The organism is Ilumatobacter fluminis (assembly GCF_004364865.1).
Lineage (GTDB): Bacteria > Actinomycetota > Acidimicrobiia > Acidimicrobiales > Ilumatobacteraceae > Ilumatobacter > Ilumatobacter fluminis.
This window is the reverse complement of sequence record NZ_SOAU01000001.1, coordinates 1710499-1736020: the sequence shown is the minus strand read 5'-3', so window position 1 is coordinate 1736020 and position 25522 is coordinate 1710499. Positions and strand designations below refer to the sequence as shown.

Sequence of the window (25522 nt, the reverse complement as noted above, 5' to 3'; positions counted from 1 at the left end):
GAACGAGCCGAGAAGTGGGCCGGAACCATGCGCGGTCACCAAGCCGACGGCATCGCCCTGGCCCATGAAGACTCGTGGGCCGGGCCCGGCCACACCACGACGCCGCCGCGACCCGATCGCGAAGCGTTCGAGGACGATCATCTCGCCCCGCTGGCGACGCGAGCGAGCGGTGCCGGCGAACGGGTCGTGGAAGAAGAACCCGATCCGTTCCGCACGTGCTTCGAACGCGACCGCGATCGCATCCTGCACGACACGGCGTTCCGGCGATTGGCCGGCAAGACCCAGGTCTTCGTGTTCCCGGCCGACCACCAACGCACCCGTCTCACCCACGCGCTCGAAGTCGCCCAAGTGGCACGTTCGGTCTCGCAGGCGATCGGGCTCAACGTGGCACTCACCGAGGCGATCGCCATCGGTCACGACTGTGGGCACGGCCCGGGTGGCCATGCGAGCGAGGACGCACTCACCCCCTACGTCGAGGAGGGGTACGACCACGCGGTCTGGGGCGCCGACGTGGCACTCGTGCCGCTCAACCTGTGCGCCGAAACGCTCGACGGCGTCCGGAACCACTCGTGGAGCCGTCCGGCTCCGGCCACGCCCGAAGGCGAAGTCGTCTCGTGGGCCGACCGGATCGCCTACGTCTGCCACGACTTCGAAGACGCCGTCGCCGCCAATGTCGTCACCCCCGACCAGTTGCCGCCCCTCGTCCGCGACCGGATCGGCGTCGACCGATCGACGCAGCTCGGCACGCTCGTCCGAGCGATGATCCAGGCGACCGCCGACACGGGTCGGATCGGCATGACCACCTACTACGCCGAGGCACTCGCCGAGTTTCGGCGTTTCAACTACGAAGAGGTCTACCTCCGCCCCGCCAGCAACGCCCAGGCAGAGGCCGTCATCGCCATGCTCCAGGCGCTGGTGGAGCACTACGCCGCCAAGCCGTTCCTGTTGCCGGACGGCACCGAGCTCGAGGTCGAGTCATCCGACGCGTTCCGCGCCGCCGTCACCTACGTCGGCGGCATGACCGATCGATTCGCCTGCCGACAGGCGATGGCACTGCTCGACTGGGAACGCGATCGCCTTCCCGTCGGTATCGACGTCTGACCCGTTGAACACGCGGGGACGACTCCCCGTCGTTTCCGATCCGGCGCTCCCACCACCTTCCGGTGGTCGTGAGCCTCGCACCCCGTCCACGCCCGATCGCCGCCGCCGCATCGATTGCCTCCGTCGCGCTCGTCGCGATCTGCTCGTTGCTCGTCGTCGCCGGCGAACGCGCCGCAGCCGCGACGGTGATCGCCTCCTACGAGCACGGCCGTGCCGACGTGATCATCAACGGCTACGGAACGCAGGCGATGGGGACCTTCCGACTCCGCGACGGGGACGAGACACACATCGCGCTGTGTCTCGAAGCCGACGTCGCCCACAGCACCGCGGACGGCGCCTACGAACCCGTCGAGGCAACGGTCGCTTCAGCTCGTCTCGATGCGTTGCTCTGGTGGCTCGACCGGCAACCGTCGATCGACGACGACACCGCCGTCGCAGCGAGCGCGCTCGCCTGGTTCTACGCAGGCGCCCGCCGCTCGATCGGCCCACCCGTGTGGGCCGACGGCACACGCGGCTTCGCGGCGATCACACCGGCGACACCGGAACCGTGGGATTCGTTGGCTCCGTTCTCGATGTCGCATCCGATCGGGTTGGTGGCAGGGGGAACGCATCTCGACGAGGCCGAGCGACGGGTCGCGGAACTGCACTGGCTCGCCGACCGCCTGGCGGGCGAGTGGCACCTCGATGTCGAGGCGGGTGCGAGCGGGGCGACGGCTCGACTGGCCATCGACGGTTCGCCCTTCGCCGGCCACCCGGTCGATCTGTCCGTCACGACGGTCGGTGGCGCTCCCCTGCCGACACGAACCGTGCTCACCGACCCCCAGGGTCGGGTGTCGCTCCCGATCCCCGAGGCGTCGGACGGCTACGTCGTCACGGTGTCGACCGTGGCCCCGGGGCTCCACCGCGAATGGGACGGCGCCGGGTCGATCCAACGTCTGGCGACGCCGACCGAGAGAACCGTGTCGGCGTCGGCCGAGCGAAGGCCCGACGACGGACATCTCGTCGTCAGAAAGCGGTCGGCCGATCCGACGATCGGCGTCGAGGGTGCCGTGTTCGATCTGATCGACGCCGACGGCGCGGTGGTTGCGACGGCTCGAACCGACGTCGACGGCATCGCCCGCTTCACCGGCATCGACCGCGCGGCGCACCGCCGGCCCTTCACGATCGTCGAGACGGCCGCGCCACCCGGCCTCGTCGCATCAGCGGTTCCCGTCGTCGTCGACCGGCTCGGCACCGACCCGGACGATCCACCCGTGATCGAGATCACGAACGATCCCGCCACGGTGACGCTCGTCGTCCGCAAGACGTTGAGCGTCGACGCGGCCGGACCGCCAGACCGCAGCGGGTTCGAGTTCATCGTCCGCCGCCGCACCGACGGCGCCGAGCACGTCGTCGTCACCGCGGCTGACGGCGTCGCTGCGCCGCTCGCACTGCCGCTCGGTACCTACGACGTGTGCGAGTCCGACGTGCCGGCATGGGCGACGGGCCTGACCGACACCGGCTGCCGAACGGTCGACCTGACCCTCGACGCCCTGGGGACGACCATCGAGATCGGCTATGTGAACGAGGTGCCGGAACCGGGCATCGACACCCGGGCGACCGATCCGACCGACGGCGACCAGGTGATCGAACAGCACCAGACCGAGATCGTCGACCGGGTTCGACTCGACCGTCTCGTGCCGGGCACGACGTACCGGATTCGTGGCGACGTGGTCGACGCCGAGCAGGGCACACCGACGAGGTTCGTCGGCTGGGCCGAGTTCACGGCCGACGGCACCGACGCGACCATCGACGTCCCCATCACGGTCGAGGGCCTGTCGGTCGGTGACTGGGTCGTGACCGAGGAAGTATTCGTCGGCGACGTGCTCGTTGCACGCCACGCCGATCTGCTCGACGCCGACCAGACCGTCGCGGTCGTGGCACCGGCGACCACCACGTCGGTGGCTCCGTCGACCAGTGTGGCTCCGGTCACGACGACCACGACCACGACCACGACTGCGACGACGACCACCACGACCACGACGACCACGGCGGTCCCGGTCGAGTCGACTCCTCCGACGAGCGTCGTCGCTCCACCTCGGGTCACGCTGCCGCCGACCGGCGGCGACGCCGTCGCCACGGCACTCCGGCTCGGCGACGTCGGTTTCGTCGTCGGTGTCGGCCTGTTCGCCGTGGCCGGACTCACGCCTGCTCGACGTCGCTCCGAACGCGACGAAGCGGGACGCTGACGCGCCCCGCTTCGTTCCGTTCGTGTAGTTCCGGTCAGACCGTCGTCAGCCCACCGGCTCGACGTCGATGACGTATCGATGCGGCTGTCGCCGGGCCATCGACCAGGTCGTCGTCGTCAGCCCACCGGCTCGACGTCGATGACGTATCGATGCGGCTGTCGCCGGGCCATCGACCAGGTCGTCGTCGTCAGCCCACCGGCTCGACGTCGATGACCTTGCGACCGTTGCGCTGGCCGAACTTCACCGAGCCGTCGATGAGCGAGAACAGCGTGTCGTCGCCGCCCTTGCCGACGTTCTTGCCGGGGTGGAACTTGGTACCACGCTGACGCACCAGGATGGTGCCGGCGGTGATCTGGGTGCCGCCGTAGACCTTCACGCCCAGACGCTGGGCGTTGGAGTCACGACCGTTGCGGGTTGAACCGCCACCTTTGGTCTTCGACATTGCTGGCTCCTTCCGATGCGACCGTTACTTCGAGATCTTGGTGATCTCGACGACGGTGTAGTTCTGACGATGGCCGTAACGACGGCGCTGGTTGGTGCGGCGCTTGTAGGTGAACCCGTTGATCTTCGGGCCCTTGGTCGTGCCGACGATCTTGCCGGTGACCGACACACCCGAGAGGGCGTCGGCACCGGCCAGGACGTTCTCGCCGTCGACGAGCAGGACGGGGGTGAGCGAAACCTCGCTGCCCTCGTCGCCGTCGAGCAGCTCGAGCGCGACCTGCTGACCTTCGGTGACCTTTTCCTGCTTGCCGCCAGAGGCGATCACTGCGTACATAGCTTGAGAGATGCTATCTGCGCCGTTGGAGCGTCCCAACCGGTCGATCGAGACAGCGTTCACGAGATCACGGCGCTCGACGCCGTGGCGGGCCGGGTCGTGGCGGGCCGGGCACTCCGGACATGCAATGTCGGAGTACCGGCCCGACCGTGGGACCCGCCGCCCCAATGGAGTGAACTGTAGCGTTCAGTTCACCGGGCCGACAAGCACCCCCGGAGGTCGATGCCGACCGGTCAGCAGCAATCTCGCGGCGCGTACGACGGCTTGTACGGCTCGTCGGAGAGTTCGACGGCGAGTTGTTTCACGAACCTGCCCTTGGTCACGACCCGCATCCGGGATGCGAGGCCGGACAGCACCGGGCTGATCAGGATGGTGAACTCCGGGTGACCGACCTCCGAGTACGGCGCCAGGTTCTTGTTCGTCGTGTTGGTGTCGACCGACACCTCGGCGATCTTGCCTCAACCGGTCGGACGGATGAAGTCGATCGCCATGGTGCCGCCTCGCTTGCTGAGCAGAGCGGCCGCGTCGTCGGTGATCTCGAGTTCCACGATGTCACGGTACCGCGACGTGAGACCCGAAGGTCGCCCGAACATCCTCTGGTTGAATGGAGCCATGGTCCCGACGGCACGCACTCGCGGCGGCTCCGCGCCCGACCCGACGGTTCGGACGCGGGTGCTCGAGGCGTTCGTCGATCAGGTCGAACAGCACGGCCTGCCCAACGTGTCGATCGAGCAGGTCGCCCGGCAGGCGGGCGTGTCGAAGGTGACGCTGTACAAGCGATGGCCGACCCGCCGCGAACTCGTGGTCGACGCATTCCGACTGGTGTCCCGGGCAGCACCCGATCTCGCCGACTACGACACGGCACGTGGGGTGTTCGACGCGATCTTCGCTCGCGCCGACGAGTCCGCACAGCATCTGCAGATGCGCCAGCTGACCGCGGAACTGGTCGCCGCTTCCGAGTACGACGACGTCGCACAGCGCGTCCTGTTCGAACGTCAGGCGATGTGGCGAACGTTCATCCGCGACGTGATCGAACTCGGGAAGCGCACCGGAGAGGTCCCGGCGAGTCGCGACCCGGATGCGCTCGTCGAGGTGATCGTGAGCATCACGACCTCCGGCTACCTGATCCGCGATCGCACCACCGATCAGATGGCCGCCCTCGCCTGGCGGGTGATGACCGCCGACGATCCGCTCTGAGTCGCTTCGGCCGGCGCCCCGAAAGGTTTCCGAAAGCCCTCACCGTGACAGTGGGGGCATGCAGCACCGAACACGACTCCCACGATTCACCGCCCTCACACTCGCAGCAGCGGTCGCACTGTCGGCCTGTGGCGACGATGCCGACGGCGCAGACGACTCCGACGAACCGGCACCCGTCGAGACCGACGCACCCGTCGAGACCGACGCACCCGTCGAGACCGATGCACCGGCCGAGACCGATGCACCCGTCGAGACCGATGCACCGGCCGACACCGCCACAACGGACGACACGGAGACCGACGACACTGCGGCCGATGACGCTGCGGGTGTCCTCCAGGTCGAGATGCACGACTTCCACTACGGCAACCTTCCCGACGAGGTGCCGGCCGGCACCCGTATCGAGGTCTCCAACGTGTCCGACTCCGAGATCCACGAGTTCGTCGCCTTCCGGCTCGCGGACGACGACGAGCGTCTGATGGCCGACATCATCGGCGACCTCGAGGCCCTGCTGACGAGCGGACCGCCGACCGCCGTCCTCCTCGCTCCGCCCGGCGGCGAACAGATCGCAGCGGTCGGCGACGGCACGCTCGCCGAGCCCGGCCGCTACGTCATCGTGTGCGTCATCCCGACCGGCGCCGACCCGGGCGAATACCTGACAGCTGCCGCAGAGAGCGACGGCCCACCCCAGGTCGACGGCGGTCCGCCCCACGTGATGAACGGCATGTACGCCGAGCTGATCGTCACGGCCTGAGCGCAGACCCGACCGCACCCGACCACACCCGAAACGCGATCGTGCCGCCCCGGAGGTCCGGGGCGGCACGATCGCGTTCGACGGTTGTTTCGGTCAGTCGAGCATCGAATGGTCGACGACGACGCCGCGCCCCTCGCAGTCGGGGCACGTCTCGGAGAACTCGGTCAGGAGCCCCTCGCCGATCCGCTTGCGGGTCATCTCGACCAAGCCCAGTTCGGAGATCTCGAACACCTGGGTTCGGGTCTTGTCGCGGGCCAACGCCTCACGGAACTGGTTGACGACCTGCGCGCGGTTGTCCTTGATCTCCATGTCGATGAAGTCGATCACGATGATGCCGCCGATGTCTCGCAGACGGAGCTGCTTCGCGATCTCGACCGCCGCCTCCATGTTGTTGTGGAACACGGTCGCTTCGAGGTTGTCCTTGCCGACGTTCTTGCCGGTGTTGACGTCGATGACGGTGAGCGCCTCGGTGTGCTCGATGATGAGCGACCCGCCGGACGGCAGCCACACCTTACGATCGAGCGCCTTGTGGACCTGTTCGTGCACGTGGAAACGCTCGAACAGCGACAACCCCTCCGCGTCGGCGTCGTAGTACTCGATGCGGTCGGCGAGTTCGGGGTTGAACGCCTTCACGTAGGCGTGGACCTCGTCGAACAGACGCTTGTCGTCGATGACGACGCCGCGGTAGTCGGGGTTGAACTCCTCGCGGATGACCCGGACGGCGAGTTCGGGTTCGCGATACAGCAACGTCGGCTTGTTGGCCTTGGCGGCCTTCGCCTCGATGTCGGCCCACTGCGCCAGCAGCAGTTGCATGTCGGCCTCGAGGTCGGCTTCGGTGGCGTGTTCGGCAGCCGTTCGCACGATGAGGCCGTGCTGCTCGGGCTTGACCCGATCGAGGATGTTCCGGAGCCGCTTGCGCGTGTCGTCGGGGAGGCGCTTCGAGATGCCGTAGGTCTTGGAGTTCGGGATGAGCACCACGAATCGGCCCGGCAGGGAAACCTCCTGGGTGAGCCGTGCGCCCTTGGCCCCGATCGGGTTCTTGGTGACCTGACACATGATCATCTGCCGGGCCTTGAGGATGTCCTCGATGCGGGCGTTCTTGCCCTTTTCCTCGATGTCCTCGGGGTCGTACTGGACGTCGCCGCGATACAGCACGGCGTTCTTCGGCGTCGCGATGTCGACGAACGCTGCTTCCATGCCGGGCAGGACGTTCTGGACGCGGCCGAGATAGATGTTGCCGTGGATCTGGCTGATGTCGTCGGCGGGGCGGGAGACGTAGTGCTCGATGAGGTTGCGGCCCTCGAGCACGGCGACCTGGCTCACGCCCGGGCGCACCTGCACGCACATGAAGTACCGGCCGACCGGCTTGCCGTTGCGCTCGCGTCCGCCGCGCTGGGCGACGAGTTCGCGTTCGGCGTCGGACATCTTCTTCTTGCCACGCCCGCCACGGCGGCTCTTCTTCTTGCCGCCGTCACCCTGGCCGCTGTCGCCGGAGCTCCGTTGCTGATCGGCGCCGCCGCCCTGCTGCTGGCCGCCGCCTTGGCCGCCCTTGCCGCGCCCCTTGCCGCCTCGACGGCGTCGCTTGTTGCCGGACGAGCCGCCCGACCCGCCGCCCGATTGGCCGTCGTCGCCGGCCGCCTCGTCCTGCTTGGACTTCGCCGGCCCGGGAGGCGGCACCGACGGGCGGGGCGCCGCGTCGCGCGTGTCGCCGACCTTGGGCTTGCGCACGAGCGACTGCTCGGCCACCGACGGGTCTTGCACCTTGCCTTCGCTGATGCGTTCGGGCAGCTCGTCGGGGTTGCGGTCGTCGCCCGACGACGAGTCGGCACCGGTGGTGCCGCTCCCGTCGTTCGGGGTCTCGGCGTTCTGGTTGGGCCGCTTCCGACCCTGGCCGCCGCGAGAACCACGGCGCCGCTTGCGTTGACCGGAGGAGGAGCCGCCGGGGTTGCCGCCCGAGTTCTCGGCGGCGCCGTTGCGCTGGGACCGGGTGTTGTCGCCGGTCTCGGTCGTGGTCGTGTCGGTCTTGCTGTGGTCGTTACTGCCGTTGCCGCCCGCCGACGAGTCGGTCGTGTGGTTCGGCGAGTCCGGCTGGTCGCCGGTTCGTGTGGAGTCGTCCATTGGGGTTCCTTGTCATGCGAGCACCTCGACGGGGCGCGCATCGAGACCGGCGGGCAGCGGGAGCAGTTCGTCCGGCTGTCCGTCTCGATCGATCCATTGATGTGTACGGAGCGCCCGGACGAGGATCGGCTCGATGTCCGGGTAGGCCAGCTGTGCGAACTCTGCGGGTCGCAGCGCTCGTCCGACGGTGGCCAGACGGACGACCAACCGGTCGCCCGTCGCCGTGGGTTGCGCGTCGAGGATCATCGGGCGGACGTCGTCGACGCTCCGCTTCCCCTTGCGTTCCCGTTCCAACTCGAGCACGTCGGCGTCGAGGAGCCGACATGCGTCGATGTGTGCGTCACGGTCGAGGTCCGGCGCCCAGAGTTCCCAGGTGACGGAGGTGACGGCTTCTTGCAGCGACGCCGCGCCCTGCTCACGCTCGGCGACGACGAGGACGTCGAAGCCGTTCGGGAGCGCAGCCGAGAGCCGCTCGGGCAAGGTGTCGAGATCGACGTCGGCGACGTCGGGACGCAGCTCGATGTCGACGTACTCGGCGATCGACTCGGCGCCCGTCGGGAGCGCCAGGCCGAAGCTGATCTTGGGTCGGGGGGTGAACCCCTCGGTGGCCGCGACCGGCAGTTCGGCGCGCCGGAGCGCACGCTCCCAGATGCGAGCGGCGTCGCGGTGGCTCGTGAAGCGGACCTTGCCGAGCTTCGACGAGCGGCACCTGATCTTCACGACGTCGCTCCGGCCGGGGTGGGTCGGCGCATGATCTGTACCGGCACCTCGCCGCCGCGGCTGAGGTCTTGGCCGGTTCCCTGGCTGCCGCCGGCCGGGGCGATCGGCGAGGCGACGACGTGTTCGATGCCGTACCCGGTGCAGACGCCGCAGTCGTAGCAGGGCGTCCAGCGACAGTCTTCGACGCCCGCCTCGGCGAGCGCGTCCTGCCAGTCGCCCCACAGGAAGTCCTTGTGCAGGCCGGCGGTGAGGTGTTCCCACGGCAGGATCTCGGACTCTTCGCGATGCCGGTACACGTACCAGTCGACGGTGAGACCCTCGGCCTCCATCGCGTCGGACCACAGGTCGAGGTCGAAGTGCTCGCCCCACTCCTGGAACAGACCGCCGTTGCGCCACACGCGCTCGATGACGGCGCCGATGCGACGGTCGCCGCGGCTCGTGATGCCCTCGGCGGTGCTCGCCGCGGCATCGTGCCACTTCACCTGGACGCCCTTGGCCTTCTTGGCGGCGTCCTTGGCGAGGCCGATCTTACGGCGCAGTTCTTCGTGGGTGTTCTGCCCGAACCATTGGAAGGGCGTGTGCGGCTTGGGCACGAAGCCGCCGAGGCTGACCGTGACCGACGCCCGGTTGGTGTACTGCTTGCCGATCTTGACGCAGTTGGCGGCGAGTTCGACGATGCCAAGGGTGTCCTCGTCGGTCTCGGTGGGAAGGCCGGTGAGGAAGTAGAGCTTCATCCGGGTCCAGCCCTGGCTGAACGCCGACTCGACGGCGCCGTACAGATCCTCTTCGGTGATCAGCTTGTTGATCACCTTGCGGAGCCGCCACGAGCCACCCTCGGGGGCGAACGTGAGGCCGCTGCGGCGCCCGGTCTGCACCTCGCCGGCGAGCCCGACGGTGAACGCGTCGACGCGCAGCGACGGCAGGCTGATCGTGAGCGTGTCGCAGCTGTTCGCTGCGTCGCCGTTGTCGGCGATGATCCCCTTGACGACCGGCTCGATGTCGGAGAAGTCGGCGGTGCTGAGCGAGGTCAGGCTGACCTCGTCGTACCCGGCGCGGCGGAGGCCGTCGTTGACCATCGTGCGGACCTGCTCGGCCGGCCGTTCACGGACCGGGCGGGTGATCATGCCGGCCTGGCAGAAGCGGCACCCGCGGGTGCAGCCTCGGAAGACCTCGACGCTGAGCCGGTCGTGGACGACCTCGGTGAGGGGGACGAGGGGCGATTTCGGGTACGGCCACTCCCCCAGGTCGGCAACGGTGCGCTTGTCGACCGTGTCGGGCACGTCGGGGTATCGCGGCGTGACGGCCTCGATCGTGCCGATCGGATCGTCGTCGGTGGGCTCGTGGTACGTCACGTCGTACATCGACGGGACGTACACGCCCGGCACCTGGGAGAGGCGACGGAGCATGCCCTCGCGGTCGGCGCGTCCGGAGCGCTTCCACTCCCCCAGCACCTCGGTGATCTCGCTGACGACTTCTTCGCCTTCGCCGAGCACGGCTGCGTCGATGAAATCGGCGAGCGGTTCGGGGTTGAAGGCGGCGTGTCCGCCCACGATGACGACCAGGTCGTCGGCGCCGCGCTCGGCGGCGTGGATCGGAGAGCCTGCGAGGTCGATCATCTCGAGCACGTTCGTGTAGACGAGCTCGGACGACAGGTTGAACGCCAGCACGTCGAACTCGGTCGCTGCACGGTGGGTGTCGACGCTGAACAGCGGCACCTCGGCGGCCCGCATCTCGGTGAGGAGATCGGTCCAGGGCGCGTAGGTGCGTTCGGCGACGGCGTCGTCGCGTTCGTTCAGGATTTCGTAGAGGATCTGGAGCCCCTGGTTCGGCAGGCCGATCTCGTACGTGTCGGGATAGGCGAGCAACCATGCCACCGCGTCCCCGTCGTCGGTGTGCCGGGGGGTGGTGGCACCGTCTTCGCAGCCGATGTATCGAGCTGGCTTCTGCACCTTGGCCAGGAGCGGTTCGATCCGCGGCCAGAGCGTAGACATGTCGTGTCAAGCCTACCTGCCAGGAGATTCACTCCCAGCGATGCCCCCAGATGGGGTCAGGCACCTTCTGGCGTGCAGCCGGAACAGGGCCAGACCTGAAGTGCCAGAAGGTGCCTGACCCCATCTGGTCACCTGGCGCGCAGCCGGAACAGGGCCAGACCTGAAGTGCCAGAAGGTGCCTGACCCCATCTGGTCACCTGGCGTGCAGCCGGAACAGGGCCAGACCTGGAGTGCCAGAAGGTGCCTGACCCCATCTGGTCACCTCATCCTTCGCATGTGGACGGATTGAACGATGCCCATCATGGCGAAGTAGCTGAGGAGGCTCGATCCGCCGTACGAGATGAACGGCATGGGTAATCCGGTCACCGGCATGATGCCGAGCGTCATGCCGACGTTCTGGAACACCTGCCACAGGAGCATCGTGAACACGCCGGCGCACAGGTACGTGCCGAGCAGGTCTTTCGACAGGGTCGCGATGCGCCAGATCCGGGCCAGCATCACCATGAACAGGAACAGCAGCACCGCGCAACCGGCCAGGCCGAACTGCTCGCCGACCGCGGCGAACGGGAAGTCGGCCCACATGACGGGCACGCTGCCGTCGTTGGTGAGCTGCCCCTCGAGCCAGCCCTTGCCGAACACACCACCGGTGCCGAGCGCCCGGATGGCATTCCGCACCTGGTAGATCGAGTTCTCGTCGGTGTTCTGACCGAAGAACACCCGGAAGCGTTCCTTCTGGTACTCGTTGACGAACCCACCGACGAACGCACCGGCCACCGTCATCACCGACAGGAACGAGATCAGGGCGATGTAGCGAGGCTTGGCGCCGGCGACGAGGAGCACGCCCATCGCGATCGAGATGATCACCGACGCCGAGCCGAGGTCGGGCTGGAGGATGATCAGCGTGGCGGGCGTGCCGACCAGGATCAGTCCACCGAGGAAGCGCGGGTAACTGACCTCGTCGCTCCGTTCGTCGGCCAGGTAGGCCGCCAGCGCGATCAGGGTCGTGAACTTGGCGAGTTCGGCCGGCTGGAAGTTGAGCGGTCCGAGGTCGAAGGAGATCTCGCTCTGTGACGGCATGACGAACGCCATCACGAGCAGCAGCATCAGCAGCGCGATCGTGATCGAGTACAGGAGCGCCGCACGCTCTTTGAAGAACTGGTAGTCGAGCGACATCACGATGACCATGCCGACGCCGGCGGCGATCGCGAACACGACCTGACGGGTGACGAACGCGTACGGGTCGTCGTCGATGCGTGTCCACGACGCCGAGTAGACGACGAAGCACCCGATGACGGTCAGCAGACCCTGGGTGAACATCAGGACCCAGTCGATGTTGCGGTACGGGTCGGCCGGGCTGGACCGGATGTTCCCGAGCCCGCTGTCGGGCTTGCGGACGAAGAACTCGAGCGCCATCGCCCTATTCGACACCCTGTGGGTCGGTGAGCACGCCGTTGTCGAAGCGCGACTGCCAGCACGCCGGTCCGCCGGGACGGTTGGCGTCGGGCATCTGCTGCGGCTCGGCGGCCAGGTTGGACGTGACGTCGAGCGGCTCGGCGAGTTCGACCTGGTCCATCGGGGTCAACCCCGCCAGGGCGAGGAAGTTGCACTTCACGACGGGAGCGGCGGCCTGCGACCCGTAGCCGGCCTTCTCCATGTACGCCGTGACGACCCAGGGCCGTTCCTCGTCGGTGCTGAACGCACTGAACGCAGAGGAGTCGTTCCAGGGGTAGTTCCCGAAGCCCTGGGCGGTGCCGGTCTTGCCGGCCAATGGGATCGCCTCGGAGCCGCGCGGGTAGTCGGCGAAGAGCCACTCACCCGTGGTCTTGTGGTAGAAGTCGCTGTCGACGCCCGGGCCGTAGATCACGCGCCGCAGACCCTGGACGATCGGCAGTCGGATCTCGTCGGGCATCGGGATCTGGCGGATGAGTTCGGGTTCGCTGCGATCTTCGAACACGGTGCCGCGGGAGAAGTCGACGAAGCCGACGGTCTCGCTGTCGGGCAACCCGGGGTTCCAGATCGCCTTGACGATCGTCGGTTGCATCACGAATCCGCCGTTGGCGATCGCCGCGTACCCCGTCGTGAGCTGGAGCGGTGTGGCCGACAGCAGCCCCTGGCCGATGGACAGCTGGACGTTGTCGCCGACGTAGTAGTCCTGTCCCTCGGCCTCGGAGATCACGCCACGTTCGGCGTAGAGCTGCTTGAGTTCGGCGTCGGGCACGGTGCCGTCGAACTCGAACGGCAGCTCGATCCCGTTGTCGGCCCCGAACCCGAACAGGCGCACCTGGTTCTGCAGCACCGGCTGGAACTCGTTCTGCAGCATGATTTCTTCCCCGATGCGGTAGAAGAACGTGTCGGACGAGACGGCGAGCGCACTCTCGACGTTGACGCTGCCGTACCGGCACGGCAGGCCGTTGCCGCACGTGGCGTTCTTGTACTCGCACTTGACGAGGCCGGAGGTGCACTTGTCGGACGAGACCGACTCGTCGCTCAGGGTGTATCGGCCCTGGTCGAGGTAGAAGTCGCCGGCCGACAGCAGGTTGGTGTTGAGCGCTGCATACGCGGTGAACGGTTTGAAGGTCGAACCGAGGTTGTAGCGCCCCTGCACCGCCCGGTTGACCAGGATCGACTTGTCGGGGTCGTCGGTGACCGGGAACACCTCTTGGAACTTGTCGCCGGAGATGCCGGCCTCGAACCAGCGGTTGTCGAAACCGGGATAGCTCGCGATGGCGAGCACGTCACCGGTCGTGTAGTCCATGATGACGCCAGATGCGGCCGGCGCCTTGTAGCTCACCCGGTCCGGCTGGGTGAGGTCCATCTTCTCGCGGGTGCCGTCCGGTTTGGTGACGACCGGGTTGTCGGCGGTCTGCGAGCGTCGAGCGATCAAGGTCGTCTCGAGGGACTGTTCGAGATACTGCTGGGCCTCGAGATCGATCGTGAGTTGGACGTCGAACCCGTTGATCGGCGGCACTTCTTCGATCACCCGGACCGGACGGTTGGCCGCGTCGACCTCGATGATGCGGTAGCCCCACGAACCGTGCAGCACCGACTCCATGCTGCGTTCGACGCCGAACTGGCCGACCCGCTCGTCGAGCAGATAGCCGGCCTCCTCGAAATCGTCGACCTGTTCGGCGGTGATCGCGCCCATGTAGCCGACGACGTGGGCCGCGTGCTGTCCGTACGGGTAGGTGCGCTTCCAACTCGTCTCGATCGAGACACCGGGGAAGTCTTCGGCTCGTTCGAGGATCGCGATGGCCGTCGGTTCGTCGATGTCTTCACGCACGATGTACGGGAGGAAGGGGTTGACGGTCCGACCCGAGGGGTCGAAGTTCTCCTCCATCGTCTCGACCGGGACATCGACCCACCCCGACAGGCGGGTGAAGATGTCTTCGCGCTCCGACTTCCGACGGAGCACGTCCCAGTCGACGCCGACCGAGAGCACGCGCTCGTTGTCGGCGAGGATGCGACCCTCCACGTCGACGATCCGGCCCCGTTCGGGCGCCAGCTGCACGGTGCGGGTACGCGAGACCGTGATCGTTTCCTGGAGTTCGTCGGCCTTGACCGTCTGCAGGAACCACAGACGGACGCCGAGCAGCGAGAACAACGCCAGCCCGACGAACGCGAGGACGCCCAGGCGCGCGGCACGTCGATCAATCGCCATCCGACCATCCTCGCACCGTCGGCCACGGACCGGTCGTCGCGACCCTCGTCGGATCGGTTGTGACACTCATCGCGATCTCAGGCATCGACGGGCACCTTCCACTCGGGCCTGGCGAGGCCGAGCGACCATCGCGCCAACGGCACGAACGCGATGCTCATGATCGCCGACGACACGGCCACCACGGGCACGATCGTCCACATCTCGGGGACGAAGGCGTCTTCCTCGCCGGTGAAACGCCGGATCACCGGCACCGAGGTCTCGCCGACCGCGGCGCCGACTCCGACGAAGATCGCCGAGATCCACCAGGTGGCGTCGATCCGGATCAGGTGCACCATGCCGGCGACCCAGGCGGCGAGCCCCATTGCGATCGACGACGAGCCGAGCGGCGTGCCGATTGCGAGATCGAACATGATGCCGAGCACGAACCCGGCCAGCGCGCCCCGCTCGGAGCCGCCCGCGGCGCCGGCCGATGCGGCGAAGGCGAGCACGAGCTGCAGGATCACGCCGAAGGGTTGCAGTTCGACGAACAGTGTCTTCTGCAAGGCGAGCAGGATCATCCCGATCGGGATCAGCCGCGGCAGCGGACTGTGGAGCAGCGCTGCCAACATGTCAGAGCGACGAGCCCTGGGGCGGCAGGTAGAGCACGACCGTCAGGAAGTTCAGGCGGTCGAGGTCGGCGTTGAGTTCGACTTCGAGTTCGAGGCCCTGCGTTCCGGCGTTGTTGATCACGTTGGCGACGCGGCCGACCGGGATGTTCGGCGGCGCGAGGCTCTCGCTGCCGCCCGACGTCAGGACGGCGTCGCCTTCCTTGATGCGACCGAACTGCGGCGAATCGGCGATGAATCGAACACGCGGCAGGCGATCGCCGCCGTATCCGTCGAGCACGCCGGTCTCGCGCGTGATGATCACCGGAGGCAGGGTCGTCGTCGTGGTCGTCGACGTGCTCGTCGTGGTCGTGGTGTCGGTCGGCACGGCGAGTTCGTCGGGGACGCTGTCGCCCGTCTCGCCCGTCTCGCCCTCGTCGCCCGGCAGCGTCGTGGTGGTCGTCGTGGTCGTGGTGGTCGATGTCGTGGTCGATGTGGTCGACGTCGTGCTCTCCCCCGTCAGCTCGTCGACCGGAACGCCGCTCGGCGTCGTGGTCACGGGTTCGGCGATCTCGGGGTCGTCGGCGGCGACCTCGGCGACGACCTTGACCGGCACGTGGTACTGCGGGTCGGTGGCGAGCATCACGACGGCGGTCGTCGGGTTGACCTGCGTGATCCGCCCGACGAGGCCGGCGTTGTTCACGACCGGCATGCCGATCCGGATGCCGTCGGTCGAGCCGGCGCTGATCTCGACCCGCTGGTCGAAGTTGCTCGGTGACGAGCCGATGATCGACGCCTGGACGAGGTCGAAGTTGGCGACGGACTCGATCTCGAGGAGGTCGCGCAGCTCGCGGTTCTCGATCAGGGCGTTGTTGCCGGCGATCTCGAGCTGACGCTGCCGGTCGACCGTCTCCTGCAGTCGTTCGACCTCGGCTTCGAGCTCGTCGACCTGGGTGATGCCCTTCCACACTCGCTCGACGGGTCGGGTCACGACCTCGCCGGCGATCTCGAAGGGACGGAACGCGTACTCGAACCCGGATCGAACGCCGTTGAACACGGCGTTGCCGCGCAGGTCGAGCGTGATGAGGAGGACCGAGGTCAGCAACAGGACGAGGATCGTGCGTCGCCGCCCCGCGGTGTAGATCGCCATGAGGCCGTCCGGGTCAGTCGTCGCCGCCGAGCGACATCAGCCCCCGCATGGCGTCGATGTTCTCCAGCGCCCGTCCGGAACCGATCACGACGCTGTACAGCGGCTCCTCGGCGGAGCGGATCGGCATGCCGGTCTCGTGGGACAGGCGTTCGTTCAGCCCGCCGAGCAGTGCGCCGCCTCCGGTGAGCATGATGCCGTCTTCCATGATGTCGGCTGCCAACTCGGGCGGGGTCTTGTCGAGCGTCGTCTTCACGGCGTCGATGATCGCGCCGACGGGCTCGGCAAGGGCTTCGCGCACGTGCTCGGTGGTGAGCTGGATCGTGCGCGGCAGGCCCGAGACGAGGTCGCGGCCGCGGATGTCGGCGGTGAGTTCTTCTTCCATGGGCCACGCAGAACCCATCTGGATCTTGATTTCCTCGGCGGTACGGTCGCCGATCGCGAGGGAGTATTCCTTCTTCACGTACTGCGTGATCGCGTCATCGAGTTCGTCGCCCGCCACGCGCACCGACTGTGCCGTGACGATGCCGCCGAGGGAGATGACGGCGACCTCGGTGGTGCCGCCGCCGATGTCGACGACCATGTTGCCGCTCGGCTCGTGCACCGGCAGATCGGCGCCGATCGCAGCGGCCATCGGCTCCTCGATGATGTGCACCGGCTTGCGCGCACCGGCGTACTCGGCGGCGTCCTGGACGGCGCGCTGCTCGACACCGGTGATGCCCGACGGCACGCAGATCACCATGCGCGGCTTCGACCACTTGCTGCCGTGGACCTTCTGGATGAAGTACCGCAGCATCTTCTCGCACACCTCGAAGTCGGCGATCACGCCGTCCTTCAGCGGCCGGATGGCCTTGATGTGGTTGGGCGTGCGGCCCATCATCCGCTTGGCCTCGAGGCCGACCGCGACGGGTCGACCGTCGTTGACGTTGATGGCGACGACGGAGGGCTCGTCGAGGACGATGCCCTGCCCGCGCGCGTAGATCAATGTGTTGGCGGTGCCGAGGTCGATCGCGAGGTCGCGACCCAACCCGAGCGGGTTCCCACGTGCCATTTCGACGACCTCCTCTCCTTCAACTCTGCGACGCCGACGTCCGAACGGCCTGGTTGTGACGGCGCGAGTTCAGTCTCGCGCGACCACACGAGGTTACAAGTTCGGGAAGAAGATGCCGATTTCGCGCTCGGCGCTGGCGAGGCTGTCGGAACCGTGGACGAGGTTCTCGGTGAACAGGATGCCGAGATCACCGCGGATCGTGCCGGGCTCGGCCGTGCGCGGGTTGGTGGCGCCCATCATCTTCCGGACGACCTCCCAGGTGTCCTCGGGGCCCTCGACGACCATGGCGACGACCGGGCCGCGTGACATGAAGGCGACCAGATCGTCGTAGAAGCCCTTGCCGACGTGCTCTTCGTAGTGACGAGCCAGGGTGTCGGCGTCGAGCTGACGGAGCTCCATCGCGACGATGTCGAGGTTCTTGGCCTCGAAACGCGAGACGACCTCGCCGACGAGCTTGCGCTCGACCGCGTCAGGCTTGAGCAGGACCAGGGTGCGATCTGACATATGGCCCGAGGTTATCCGGCTCGGACGCCGCGCCGGTCGGCCAACAACCCCGTTATCGTCGAGCCGTCGGCGTCCGGTTCCTCAGGTGCGATTCAGCCCCTTGGTACCGTCGTGGGATGGCGGAGGGTCCGGGCGAACGCGACGGCATGCGCGAACCGGTCCCCCGCGACCAACACGTCCCCGACCGGATGATCGCGCCGCCGCGGTGGCGCTACCGGGTGTCGGCCGAGCGGCGTCATCGTCGGGCCGCGATCACGTTCGGCATCATCGTCGTCGTCGGGCTGGCCGTCATGGCCGGACTCTGGTGGCTCGCCGCTGCGGTCGGCTTGTCGGGATTCGTGCAGATGCAGATCTGGCTCGTGCCGACGATCGCCGCCCTGGTCTGGACCATCGTCGGTCCGAGCGTGGCCGAGTCGACCGATCGCAACGACACCCAGACGTGGCCCGGCTTCGCGATCCGCTACGGGCTCGTCGGCGAGGACGAACCTCGCCCGCTCCCCGCTCGCATCGTGATCGCCGTCGTGTTCGGTGCGCCGGTCGCGTGGGCTCTCGTCGTGATCACGATCCTCGGCATCATCGGCCTGATGGAGTAGCCCGCCCCGACCGCGCCCGGTGTGACAACCTCGGCCGGATGGGCGACGTGATGTTCGTGAACGGTGTGATCGAGACGGTGACCGGCGGGGCCGTCGAAGCGGTCGCCGTCGAGAACGGGCGAATCACGGCGCTCGGAAGCACGGAGGACGTCACCCGCGGTGCTCGTCGCACCGTCGATGTCGTCGATCTCGCCGGTCGGGCGTTGCTCCCGGGGCTGATCGAACCACACACCCACCCCGACCTGGCGGCCCAGATGTACGCATGGGTCGACGTGTCGGGGTTCACCCACTCCCACATTTCCGGCGTCGAGGCGGCGCTGCGGAGCGCGGACGAGACGACCCCTGCCGACCGGTGGATCTTCGCCTTCGGGCTCGATCCGATCCTCACGAGCGATGTCGGAGCGTGGGATCGCCACCGCCTCGACGCGCTGGTGCCCGATCGTCCGGTCGCCGTCATGGTGCAGTCGATGCACACGCTCTACGTCAACAGCCGGGCGATCGAGGCAGCCGGCCTCACCGACGACACGCCCGACCCGGGCCAGGGCGGCCACTACGGACGCGACGCAGCGGGTCATCTCACGGGCCGGGTCGAGGAACAGGCGGCGATGCTGCCGTTCGTCATCCACGGTCTCCCGACGCCCGAGGCGGTCGACAGCATGATCGCCGAGCAACTCGACCGGTACGCCGCGGTCGGCATCACGACGCTCGGGATGGCGGGATCGTTCGGCGGCGACGAGCCACTCCGTCGGCTCGCGTCGTCCGGAGCTTCACCGGTCCGTGTGGTCTCGTACCTCCGCCACGAGGCGGCGCTGGCGACCGGCCCACTCCCCCGCCACGACGCCGACGACTCGAGCCGGTTCCGGATCGCCGGTGCCAAGCTCTGGTACGACGGTTCGCCCTACACCGGCACGATGTTGCTCGACGAGCCCTACCTCGAGACCGACCTGTGCTGTTGCACGCTCGGCATCGAACGAGGCACCCGCGGACGGGCCAACTTCGAGCCCGGCGAGGTCGCCGAGATGCTCTCGACACTGCACGCCGAGGGCTGGCAGGTGCTGACCCACGCCCAGGGCGACCGTGCGTGCCGCGAGATCGTCGACCTGTACGCGGGCGTCGTCGGCGACGACCGGTCACACCGGTGGAGAGTCGAACACTGCGCATTGTTCGGCCGCGACGACCTGCACCGGGCGGCGGCGATCGGGGCGTCGCCGAGCTTCCACGTCGACCACGTCCGGTTTTACGGCCCGGAGCTCGCCGCCGACCTGATCGGACCCGAGCGCGCCGCCGGTCTGATGCCGATCCGATCGGCGATCGATGCCGGGCATCGCGTCAGCTTGCACGCCGACTCGCCGATGTACCCGCCCGGCCCGCTCCGCCTGGCAGCGACCGCCGTCACCCGCCGGACCCGCCTCGGAACCACGATCGCGGACGACGAGGCCATCACGGCCGAGCAGGCGATGCGTGCCGTCACGATCGACGCCGCCTGGCAGCTCGGCCTCGACCGCGAGGTCGGCTCGATCGAAGTCGGGAAGCGAGCCGACTTCACGATCGTCGACCGCTCACCGCTGCGGGTCGACGCCTCCGACATCGACGGCATCCATGTCGAGTCGACGTGGGTCGACGGCGCACTGGTGTCGTCAGTCGACTGACACGCCTCGTTCACGTCGGCGAGCCGTCACGGAGAACAACACGAGGCCGAGCACGAGCAGGAGGGTCGCGAGATTCCTCAGCGGTGCGGCGTCGCCGCCGGTGCTCGGCAGCTCCGCCGACGGCCCGTCGGTCACCGAGACGACCTCGACCGACCCCGATGACACCTCGAACACCACGACCGAGGTGGTGACGTCGGAGGATGCGTCGATCAGGGTGAAGCTGTGCTGCCCGTCGGACCAGTCGGACGGCAGCGTCACATCGGTGAACGTGACGGTGCCGTCACTCGTCGCGAGCGCCGGCCCGACCTCGACGGGCGTCGACCGCAGGACACCCCGGTAGCGACGACCCTGATCGATCGACGGCGACGTCACGACGATGTCGACGACGGCATCCGGTACTGCGTTGCCGACGAACCGGAACGGCGCGGAGCCGGGCACCGAATCGGTCGGCGCACTCGTGGTGCTGCCGCCGATCATCGTCGTGCTGGTCGTGCTGGTTGCGATGCCGCCCGGTGTCGTGCTCGTGGTGGTCGTGGGGTCCGACGGCGTCGTCGATGTCGTCGATGTCGTCGACGTCGTGGTCGAGGTCGAGGTCGGCGACGGTTCGGGTTCCGTCGTCGTGGTCGGCGCAGGGTCCGTCGTCGTGGTGGTCGTCGTGGTGGTCGTCGAGGGCGGCACACCGTTGGTGACGCCGAACGAGAGCGCTCTGGTCGTGAAGTTGTTCCGGTCGTCGTGGACACGGATCTCGAACGAGTGACTGCCGTTGTCGAGTGACGACAGATCGAACACGTCGCCACCGGGCGTCGCACACTCGGCGTAGGGTGCGCCGTCGAGTTCGCACACGACATCGGTGAGGGCGATGCCGGCGTCGCTCGGCGATGCGGCGTAGGTCAGCTCCGACGCGGCGTCGTTCCACGCCAACACGTCGACCGTCGGCGGCTCGTTCGGAACCCGGAACAGCACGTCGTACGACAGCCCGGATGCGACTCGTGATCCGTCGTCGATCAGGCGGATCTCGGCTCGGTGGTTGCTGCCGGCGCGTACGCCGCCCGGCACCAGCTCCCACGCCGGGAAGACCAGACCGTCGCCGTCAGCGGTAAAGAAGTCCGTGGACGGTCCGCACCGTTCGGGTCCCGGTGGGAGTGCGGTCCGATACAGATTGACGCACACGTCGCCCGTGAACGTTGCGCCGGCCGCTCCCCCGATCAGGAACGGCGTGAGCGGCGGCACCGACTCCGTCTCGCCGCCTGTCGCAGGGAGGTCGTGCTCGACGAGACCTCGGAACTGGTCGTCGGGTGCAGCGACGACGTCGAGCTGCAGGAGCCGGACCGTTCGACCGAGACCCGACGGGTCGTTCTGCTGCACGACGATCGGGACGGTGACGGTGCCGATCTGATCGAACTCGGCGATCCCTCCGACGCTGAGCACCCACTCGTCGTCGACATCCTGGGTGAGCGAGACCCGGGGGCCCGGGAAACCGAGTGGATCGAACGACGTGACGCTGTTGCCGGCCTCGGTGTCGTAGAGGCCGAGAGCAACCGGTTGTCCGTCGATCAGGTCCCCGGGCTCGACGATCGCGATCTGCGTCGGTGTACCGACGCCAACGACGCGCTGCACGTGAATCTCGCCGCTCGTGAATTCGACCAGGTCGTCGACCGGGTCCGTGGCTCGCAGGGTCGGCCGTTCGGAACTCTCGAACGCGACCGCTCGGGTCACGGTGCCACCCGCCTGGTTGGTGATCGTGACCGTGACGTCCCGACTCAGATCGGTCAGCGGCGTGATCGCGAGCGACAGCGGTCCGCCGACCTCGCCGTCGGCGGCTCCGTTGCAGAGGTGAGGCCCGGGGATTCCCTGACACGGCACGCTCGCCTGGGTGACCGGCCCGGGCCCCCCATCGAAGCCCCCCGGCCATTCGACGTCGATGGTGAACTGATCGCTCGGCACGGCCTCACCCAGACGGACATCGAGGTAGGCCGTGTCGAACCCGTTGTCGACCAGCACGATCGAGTCGACCTCGATCGTCGGCGCAGCGATCGCGAATGCGACCTCGCCGGTGACCGCCGGCGCCGGCGATCCGACCGCCTCCTGCATGGTGACCGTCGCTCGGTATCGGCCGACGATCATCGGGACGAAGGCGGTCGAGTACGACGTGTCGCCGTGCACGCCGACCCACGCCCCGGCCGTCTCGTCGTAGCGCTCGACCGTCCATACGAAGTCATAGCCGGTCGTGAACGCCTCGGGATCGAACGCTCCGCCGTCGTCGACCGGATTGGGCCGGAGCCCGACGGATGTTCCCGTCACGAGCGAGCCGACCGCTGCCGGGTAGACGGCGCCCGGTTCGAGGGTGCCCGGCGGCGCCAGCGCCACCGTGATCTCGTCGGCGCCGTCGAAGAAGGTCAGCGTCTCGCTGAACGCGCCATCGGCGGTCATGCCGTCGTCGTCGATCGGCGACAGGACGAACCCACCGTTCGGGTAGTCATCGCTCGAGGGAGAGCGGATGACGCTCCATCGCTGACCCGACGGGTCGTCGTAGCGGAACGACAGCGAGGGCACCGTCGCCGACCCCTCCGGGCTGACGATCATCCAGCCCTGATCGAACCGGAGGTCGAAGTCGTCGTCGTCCTGCTCGATGTGGATCGAGTCGACGATCGACCCGGCGTCGGGCCCGGAGACGAGTCGGAAGCGATGGTCGTCGGTGCCCGTCGCGTTCGGCGCCCACAACCCGGACGGGATCTCGGTGAGCGAGCCGTCGTTGCGAAGCGTCGCTCCCTCGACGACGAACTCGAGGAGCAGCGCCGAGAACTGCTCGTCGTGGTGATACGGGATGTCGTCCCCGTAGTCGAGGAAGTCACGGTCGCCGTAGGTCGATCGAATGTCGGCGATCCCGAGCGGGTCGAGCCGATCTTTCGCCGCTTCCTTGTCGGCCGACAACGTCTTGCCGACCTGCGCACGCTCGATCGCCTGTGCGAGCAGCAGCCCGAGGACGACCAGGGCGAAGATGACGATACCGACCACGCTCGCCGCAGCAGCGATCCCGATCGGGCCGAGCAGGGCGCCGGCGGCAATGCCCGACGCACCCCACAGCGCCGTCTTGCTCCCGATCAGGAGCACGGCGGTCGTGGCAACCGTCGCCGATGAAGCAGCCACCAGCGCGGCCGCTCCGGCTGCGACACCGACTGCGGCAAGACCGGCGAAGACGAACCCTGCCGCCGCCGCGGCCTCCATCCGGGCGATCAGTTCGAGTTCCGAGTTGGCGGGCAGCGCCCGCTCCTCCGAGATCGCGTAGCTCCCCCACGCCCGGAACGCCTCGACCGGTGGGATCGGCGGAACCGGGGTGAACAGCTCCGCGAGCATCGACGCTGTGGCCCGGTTGCACTGGGTCCGGACCGACTCCGGCACGACGATCGGTTCGGTGACGTAGGCGGGGGCCGCCGGCGGTCGATAGGTGCACGGCGAGTTCTCGAAGCGGACGTACTCGTTCCACGCGGCTCGAGCCCGACGAGTCTCGTCGTCGATCAACGAATCCTGCAGGTACGCGAGCGCTCGTTGCTCGTCGACCGTCAACGGCTGCTCCCACGCCGCCTTGTCGATGATCTGTCGGAGCCGGGCGTGCACGTACGCGTGCACGTCGGCCTGGGCGTACGCCGCGATGCGACCGTCGTCGGGGACGTCGTACAAGGGCGCGAGGACGTCCTCGGCCTCGTCGACGAGCCAGCCGATCGCACCGTCCCACCCGGCGTTGGGTGAGCGGTCGATCCCGGACACCTGGATCGGCGGCCCCTGATTCTCGGTGCCGATGCAGAAGCGGATGTCGAGCTCCAGGCACTGCGACTGGATGATGCCGGCGTCGGTGCCGGCCACGATGTCGCCGGCATCGGAGATCACGATCTGCTCACCGCTGTAGAGCGGGAGAATGGTGGTCGTGTCGTCGGCCGCCGAGGCCGGATCGTCGGCCTCGATGACCATCGTCGCTGCCACCCCGACGGCGCACGCCACGAGACAGGCCGTGATGACGATGAGCGACCGCCGACGGGCCGGTTCGTTGTGGTTCGGCGCGTGGGCCATCGTGTTCGCTCCTCGGAGTGGGCAGACCCATCCATGCGAACACGCTGCACCAGGTCGGCGCATCGGTCATCTGACCGATACGACGGCAGGGAGCGTCAGTTGGCGAACCGGCGAAGGGGCTCGCGAGCGGCGCCTGCGACGTAGATGCTGCCGCAGGCCAGGATCGCGTCGTCGGAGTCGGCGTACTTCATCGCCGCTTTACACGCCGCCTCGACGTCGTCGTGGACGTAGACCTCGTCGCACCCCAGCGAACGTGCCGCCTTGGCGATGTCGGCGCCGGGCACACCGCGAGGCGACGGTGCGGTGCAGGCGTGCACCACGTCGAACTCGTCGGCACGGAGCGCCGCCAGCATCTCGCCGGGGTCGCGCAGCGTTCCGACGATCAGGATACGGCGCCCCTCGGGCTGGAAATCGTCGAAGAAGACGCTCGCGCAGACGTCGGCACCGGGCGGGTTGTGGGCACCATCGATGATCGTCAGCGGTTGCACGCCGAGCACCTCGAAACGGCCGGGCATCTCGACGTTGGCGAACCCTTCGTGCACCACGTCTTCGGCCAGCGGCGCCGCGAAGAACGTCTCGACGGCCGTCAGCGCCACCGCGGCGTTGTCGCCCTGGTGGGCGCCGTGGAGCGGCAGGAACACGTCGGAGTAGATCGTGGTCGGCGTCCGCAGGTCGAGCGCTCGCCCGCCGATCGCGAGCGAGTTGTCGACCGTCTCGAAGTCGTCGCCACGCACCATCGTCGTGGCGCCGCCTTCGTCGCGGAAGATCTGGACCAGGTCGGGCTCGGTCTCGCCGATGATCGCTGCGCTCCCCGGCTTGATGATGCCCGCCTTCTCACGAGCGATGTCGACGGTGGTCGGTCCGGCGAACTCGGTGTGGTCGAGCGCGATGTTCGTGACCACCGCCACCTGGGCGTCGACGATGTTCGTGGCGTCCCAGCGGCCGAGCATCCCGACCTCGATCACGGCGACGTCGACGGCGACGTCGGCGAACCAGCGGAATGCGGCGGCGGTGACGGCCTCGAAGTACGTCGGGCGCACCCCGGTGATCGCCTCCATGTCGGCGATGCCGGCGATCACTTCACCGAACTCCTCGTCGCTGATCGACTCGCCATTGCGCTTGATGCGCTCGTTGACCCGTTCGAGGTGGGGGCTGGTGTAGGTGCCGACCGTGAGGCCCTGGGCCATCAGCAGGCGGCTGATGATCTGCACCGTCGATCCCTTGCCGTTGGTGCCGGTGACGTGGATCACCGGCTGAGCGAGGTGGGGGTCGCCCATCGCCGAGGCGAGGCGCGAGATCGGTTCGACCGACGGGCTGTCGACCCGACCGGTCTTGTCGTACGACGCGTGTTCGTCGAGGTACGCGAGAGCGGACTCGTAGTCCATGGGTG

Annotated in this window: 20 protein-coding genes; 6 read left to right on the top strand and 14 right to left on the bottom strand. The window is 68.0% G+C overall.

Annotated elements, in window-relative coordinates:
• Positions 1–27: 27 nt before the first annotated feature.
• The gene (locus BDK89_RS07810; protein ID WP_208294174.1) at positions 28–1101 is read left to right on the top strand and encodes an HD domain-containing protein; all 1074 of its coding nucleotides are present in this window, start codon (positions 28–30) and stop codon (positions 1099–1101) included.
• A gap of 68 nt (positions 1102–1169) precedes the next feature.
• Complete coding sequence (locus tag BDK89_RS07805; protein ID WP_133868407.1) at positions 1170–3329, top strand: VaFE repeat-containing surface-anchored protein; 2160 nt, start codon at positions 1170–1172, stop codon at positions 3327–3329.
• Between the two features lie 187 nt (positions 3330–3516).
• Here BDK89_RS07805 and rpmA read toward each other — a convergent pair whose 3' ends face one another.
• The 3 genes from rpmA to BDK89_RS07790 all read right to left on the bottom strand — a co-directional run bounded on the left by rpmA (position 3517) and on the right by BDK89_RS07790 (position 4547).
• Positions 3517–3771 (bottom strand): 50S ribosomal protein L27, encoded by a 255-nt coding sequence (rpmA, locus tag BDK89_RS07800; protein ID WP_133868406.1) that lies wholly within the window; start codon positions 3769–3771, stop codon positions 3517–3519.
• A 24-nt stretch (positions 3772–3795) separates the two neighbouring features.
• A complete protein-coding gene (gene rplU, locus BDK89_RS07795; RefSeq protein WP_133868405.1) occupies positions 3796–4104 on the bottom strand; it encodes a 50S ribosomal protein L21 in 309 nt (102 codons plus the stop codon).
• Positions 4105–4337: 233 nt separating this feature from the next.
• Entirely contained in the window at positions 4338–4547 is a 210-nt protein-coding gene (locus BDK89_RS07790; protein ID WP_133868404.1) for a hypothetical protein, read from the bottom strand.
• A gap of 169 nt (positions 4548–4716) precedes the next feature.
• Between BDK89_RS07790 and BDK89_RS07785 the strand changes: the two genes are divergently transcribed.
• Together BDK89_RS07785 and BDK89_RS07780 are read left to right on the top strand one after the other, a co-directional pair.
• Positions 4717–5301, top strand: coding sequence for a TetR/AcrR family transcriptional regulator (locus tag BDK89_RS07785; RefSeq protein ID WP_166657451.1), 585 nt, complete (start codon positions 4717–4719; stop codon positions 5299–5301).
• Positions 5302–5359: 58 nt separating this feature from the next.
• Entirely contained in the window at positions 5360–6052 is a 693-nt protein-coding gene (locus BDK89_RS07780) for a hypothetical protein (protein WP_133868402.1), read from the top strand.
• A 93-nt stretch (positions 6053–6145) separates the two neighbouring features.
• On the opposite strand, the gene BDK89_RS07775 is transcribed toward BDK89_RS07780, so the two are convergent.
• The 9 genes from BDK89_RS07775 to ndk form a co-directional block, all read right to left on the bottom strand.
• Positions 6146–8170, bottom strand: a complete 2025-nt coding sequence (locus BDK89_RS07775; protein ID WP_133868401.1) for an Rne/Rng family ribonuclease — start codon at positions 8168–8170, stop codon at positions 6146–6148.
• A gap of 12 nt (positions 8171–8182) precedes the next feature.
• Complete coding sequence (locus tag BDK89_RS07770; protein WP_166657450.1) at positions 8183–8890, bottom strand: TIGR03936 family radical SAM-associated protein; 708 nt, start codon at positions 8888–8890, stop codon at positions 8183–8185.
• Positions 8887–10881 carry a TIGR03960 family B12-binding radical SAM protein gene (locus tag BDK89_RS07765; protein ID WP_133868399.1) on the bottom strand — a complete coding sequence of 665 codons (1995 nt, stop codon included), beginning with the start codon at positions 10879–10881 and terminating at the stop codon, positions 8887–8889. The genes BDK89_RS07770 and BDK89_RS07765 overlap by 4 nt, the downstream gene beginning before the upstream one ends.
• A gap of 258 nt (positions 10882–11139) precedes the next feature.
• A complete protein-coding gene (locus BDK89_RS07760; RefSeq protein WP_133868398.1) occupies positions 11140–12294 on the bottom strand; it encodes an FtsW/RodA/SpoVE family cell cycle protein in 1155 nt (384 codons plus the stop codon).
• Between the two features lie 4 nt (positions 12295–12298).
• The gene (locus BDK89_RS07755) at positions 12299–14539 is read right to left on the bottom strand and encodes a penicillin-binding transpeptidase domain-containing protein (protein ID WP_133868397.1); all 2241 of its coding nucleotides are present in this window, start codon (positions 14537–14539) and stop codon (positions 12299–12301) included.
• Positions 14540–14616: 77 nt separating this feature from the next.
• The gene (locus BDK89_RS07750; protein ID WP_133868396.1) at positions 14617–15147 is read right to left on the bottom strand and encodes a hypothetical protein; all 531 of its coding nucleotides are present in this window, start codon (positions 15145–15147) and stop codon (positions 14617–14619) included.
• A gap of 1 nt (position 15148) precedes the next feature.
• Positions 15149–16273 carry a rod shape-determining protein MreC gene (mreC, locus tag BDK89_RS07745; protein WP_133868395.1) on the bottom strand — a complete coding sequence of 375 codons (1125 nt, stop codon included), beginning with the start codon at positions 16271–16273 and terminating at the stop codon, positions 15149–15151.
• A 13-nt stretch (positions 16274–16286) separates the two neighbouring features.
• Positions 16287–17321: a rod shape-determining protein gene (locus BDK89_RS07740; RefSeq protein ID WP_133868394.1), complete on the bottom strand. Its 1035-nt coding sequence runs from the start codon at positions 17319–17321 to the stop codon at positions 16287–16289.
• A 93-nt stretch (positions 17322–17414) separates the two neighbouring features.
• Entirely contained in the window at positions 17415–17825 is a 411-nt protein-coding gene (gene ndk / locus BDK89_RS07735; RefSeq protein ID WP_133868393.1) for a nucleoside-diphosphate kinase, read from the bottom strand.
• A gap of 116 nt (positions 17826–17941) precedes the next feature.
• On the opposite strand from ndk, the gene BDK89_RS21730 reads away from it, so the two are divergent.
• Positions 17942–18418 (top strand): hypothetical protein, encoded by a 477-nt coding sequence (locus tag BDK89_RS21730; RefSeq protein ID WP_166657449.1) that lies wholly within the window; start codon positions 17942–17944, stop codon positions 18416–18418.
• 38 nt (positions 18419–18456) lie between these two features.
• The gene (locus tag BDK89_RS07730; RefSeq protein WP_166657448.1) at positions 18457–20067 is read left to right on the top strand and encodes an amidohydrolase; all 1611 of its coding nucleotides are present in this window, start codon (positions 18457–18459) and stop codon (positions 20065–20067) included.
• On the opposite strand, the gene BDK89_RS07725 is transcribed toward BDK89_RS07730, so the two are convergent.
• Positions 20056–24132: a hypothetical protein gene (locus BDK89_RS07725; protein ID WP_133868391.1), complete on the bottom strand. Its 4077-nt coding sequence runs from the start codon at positions 24130–24132 to the stop codon at positions 20056–20058. The genes BDK89_RS07730 and BDK89_RS07725 overlap by 12 nt on opposite strands.
• Positions 24133–24227: 95 nt before the next feature.
• Positions 24228–25517, bottom strand: a complete 1290-nt coding sequence (locus tag BDK89_RS07720; RefSeq protein WP_133868390.1) for a bifunctional folylpolyglutamate synthase/dihydrofolate synthase — start codon at positions 25515–25517, stop codon at positions 24228–24230.
• Positions 25518–25522: the final 5 nt, after the last annotated feature.

Coding starts and splice junctions, on each gene's coding strand:
- BDK89_RS07810 (WP_208294174.1), top strand. CDS start 28: ATGCGCGGTCACCAAGCCGACGGCATCGCCCTGGCCCATGAAGACTCG.
- rpmA (WP_133868406.1), bottom strand. CDS start 3,771: ATGTCGAAGACCAAAGGTGGCGGTTCAACCCGCAACGGTCGTGACTCC.
- rplU (WP_133868405.1), bottom strand. CDS start 4,104: ATGTACGCAGTGATCGCCTCTGGCGGCAAGCAGGAAAAGGTCACCGAA.
- BDK89_RS07785 (WP_166657451.1), top strand. CDS start 4,717: ATGGTCCCGACGGCACGCACTCGCGGCGGCTCCGCGCCCGACCCGACG.
- BDK89_RS07780 (WP_133868402.1), top strand. CDS start 5,360: ATGCAGCACCGAACACGACTCCCACGATTCACCGCCCTCACACTCGCA.
- BDK89_RS07775 (WP_133868401.1), bottom strand. CDS start 8,170: ATGGACGACTCCACACGAACCGGCGACCAGCCGGACTCGCCGAACCAC.
- BDK89_RS07765 (WP_133868399.1), bottom strand. CDS start 10,881: ATGTCTACGCTCTGGCCGCGGATCGAACCGCTCCTGGCCAAGGTGCAG.
- BDK89_RS07760 (WP_133868398.1), bottom strand. CDS start 12,294: ATGGCGCTCGAGTTCTTCGTCCGCAAGCCCGACAGCGGGCTCGGGAAC.
- BDK89_RS07755 (WP_133868397.1), bottom strand. CDS start 14,539: ATGGCGATTGATCGACGTGCCGCGCGCCTGGGCGTCCTCGCGTTCGTC.
- BDK89_RS07750 (WP_133868396.1), bottom strand. CDS start 15,147: ATGTTGGCAGCGCTGCTCCACAGTCCGCTGCCGCGGCTGATCCCGATC.
- mreC (WP_133868395.1), bottom strand. CDS start 16,273: ATGGCGATCTACACCGCGGGGCGGCGACGCACGATCCTCGTCCTGTTG.
- BDK89_RS07740 (WP_133868394.1), bottom strand. CDS start 17,321: ATGGCACGTGGGAACCCGCTCGGGTTGGGTCGCGACCTCGCGATCGAC.
- ndk (WP_133868393.1), bottom strand. CDS start 17,825: ATGTCAGATCGCACCCTGGTCCTGCTCAAGCCTGACGCGGTCGAGCGC.
- BDK89_RS21730 (WP_166657449.1), top strand. CDS start 17,942: ATGGCGGAGGGTCCGGGCGAACGCGACGGCATGCGCGAACCGGTCCCC.
- BDK89_RS07730 (WP_166657448.1), top strand. CDS start 18,457: ATGGGCGACGTGATGTTCGTGAACGGTGTGATCGAGACGGTGACCGGC.
- BDK89_RS07725 (WP_133868391.1), bottom strand. CDS start 24,132: ATGGCCCACGCGCCGAACCACAACGAACCGGCCCGTCGGCGGTCGCTC.
- BDK89_RS07720 (WP_133868390.1), bottom strand. CDS start 25,517: ATGGACTACGAGTCCGCTCTCGCGTACCTCGACGAACACGCGTCGTAC.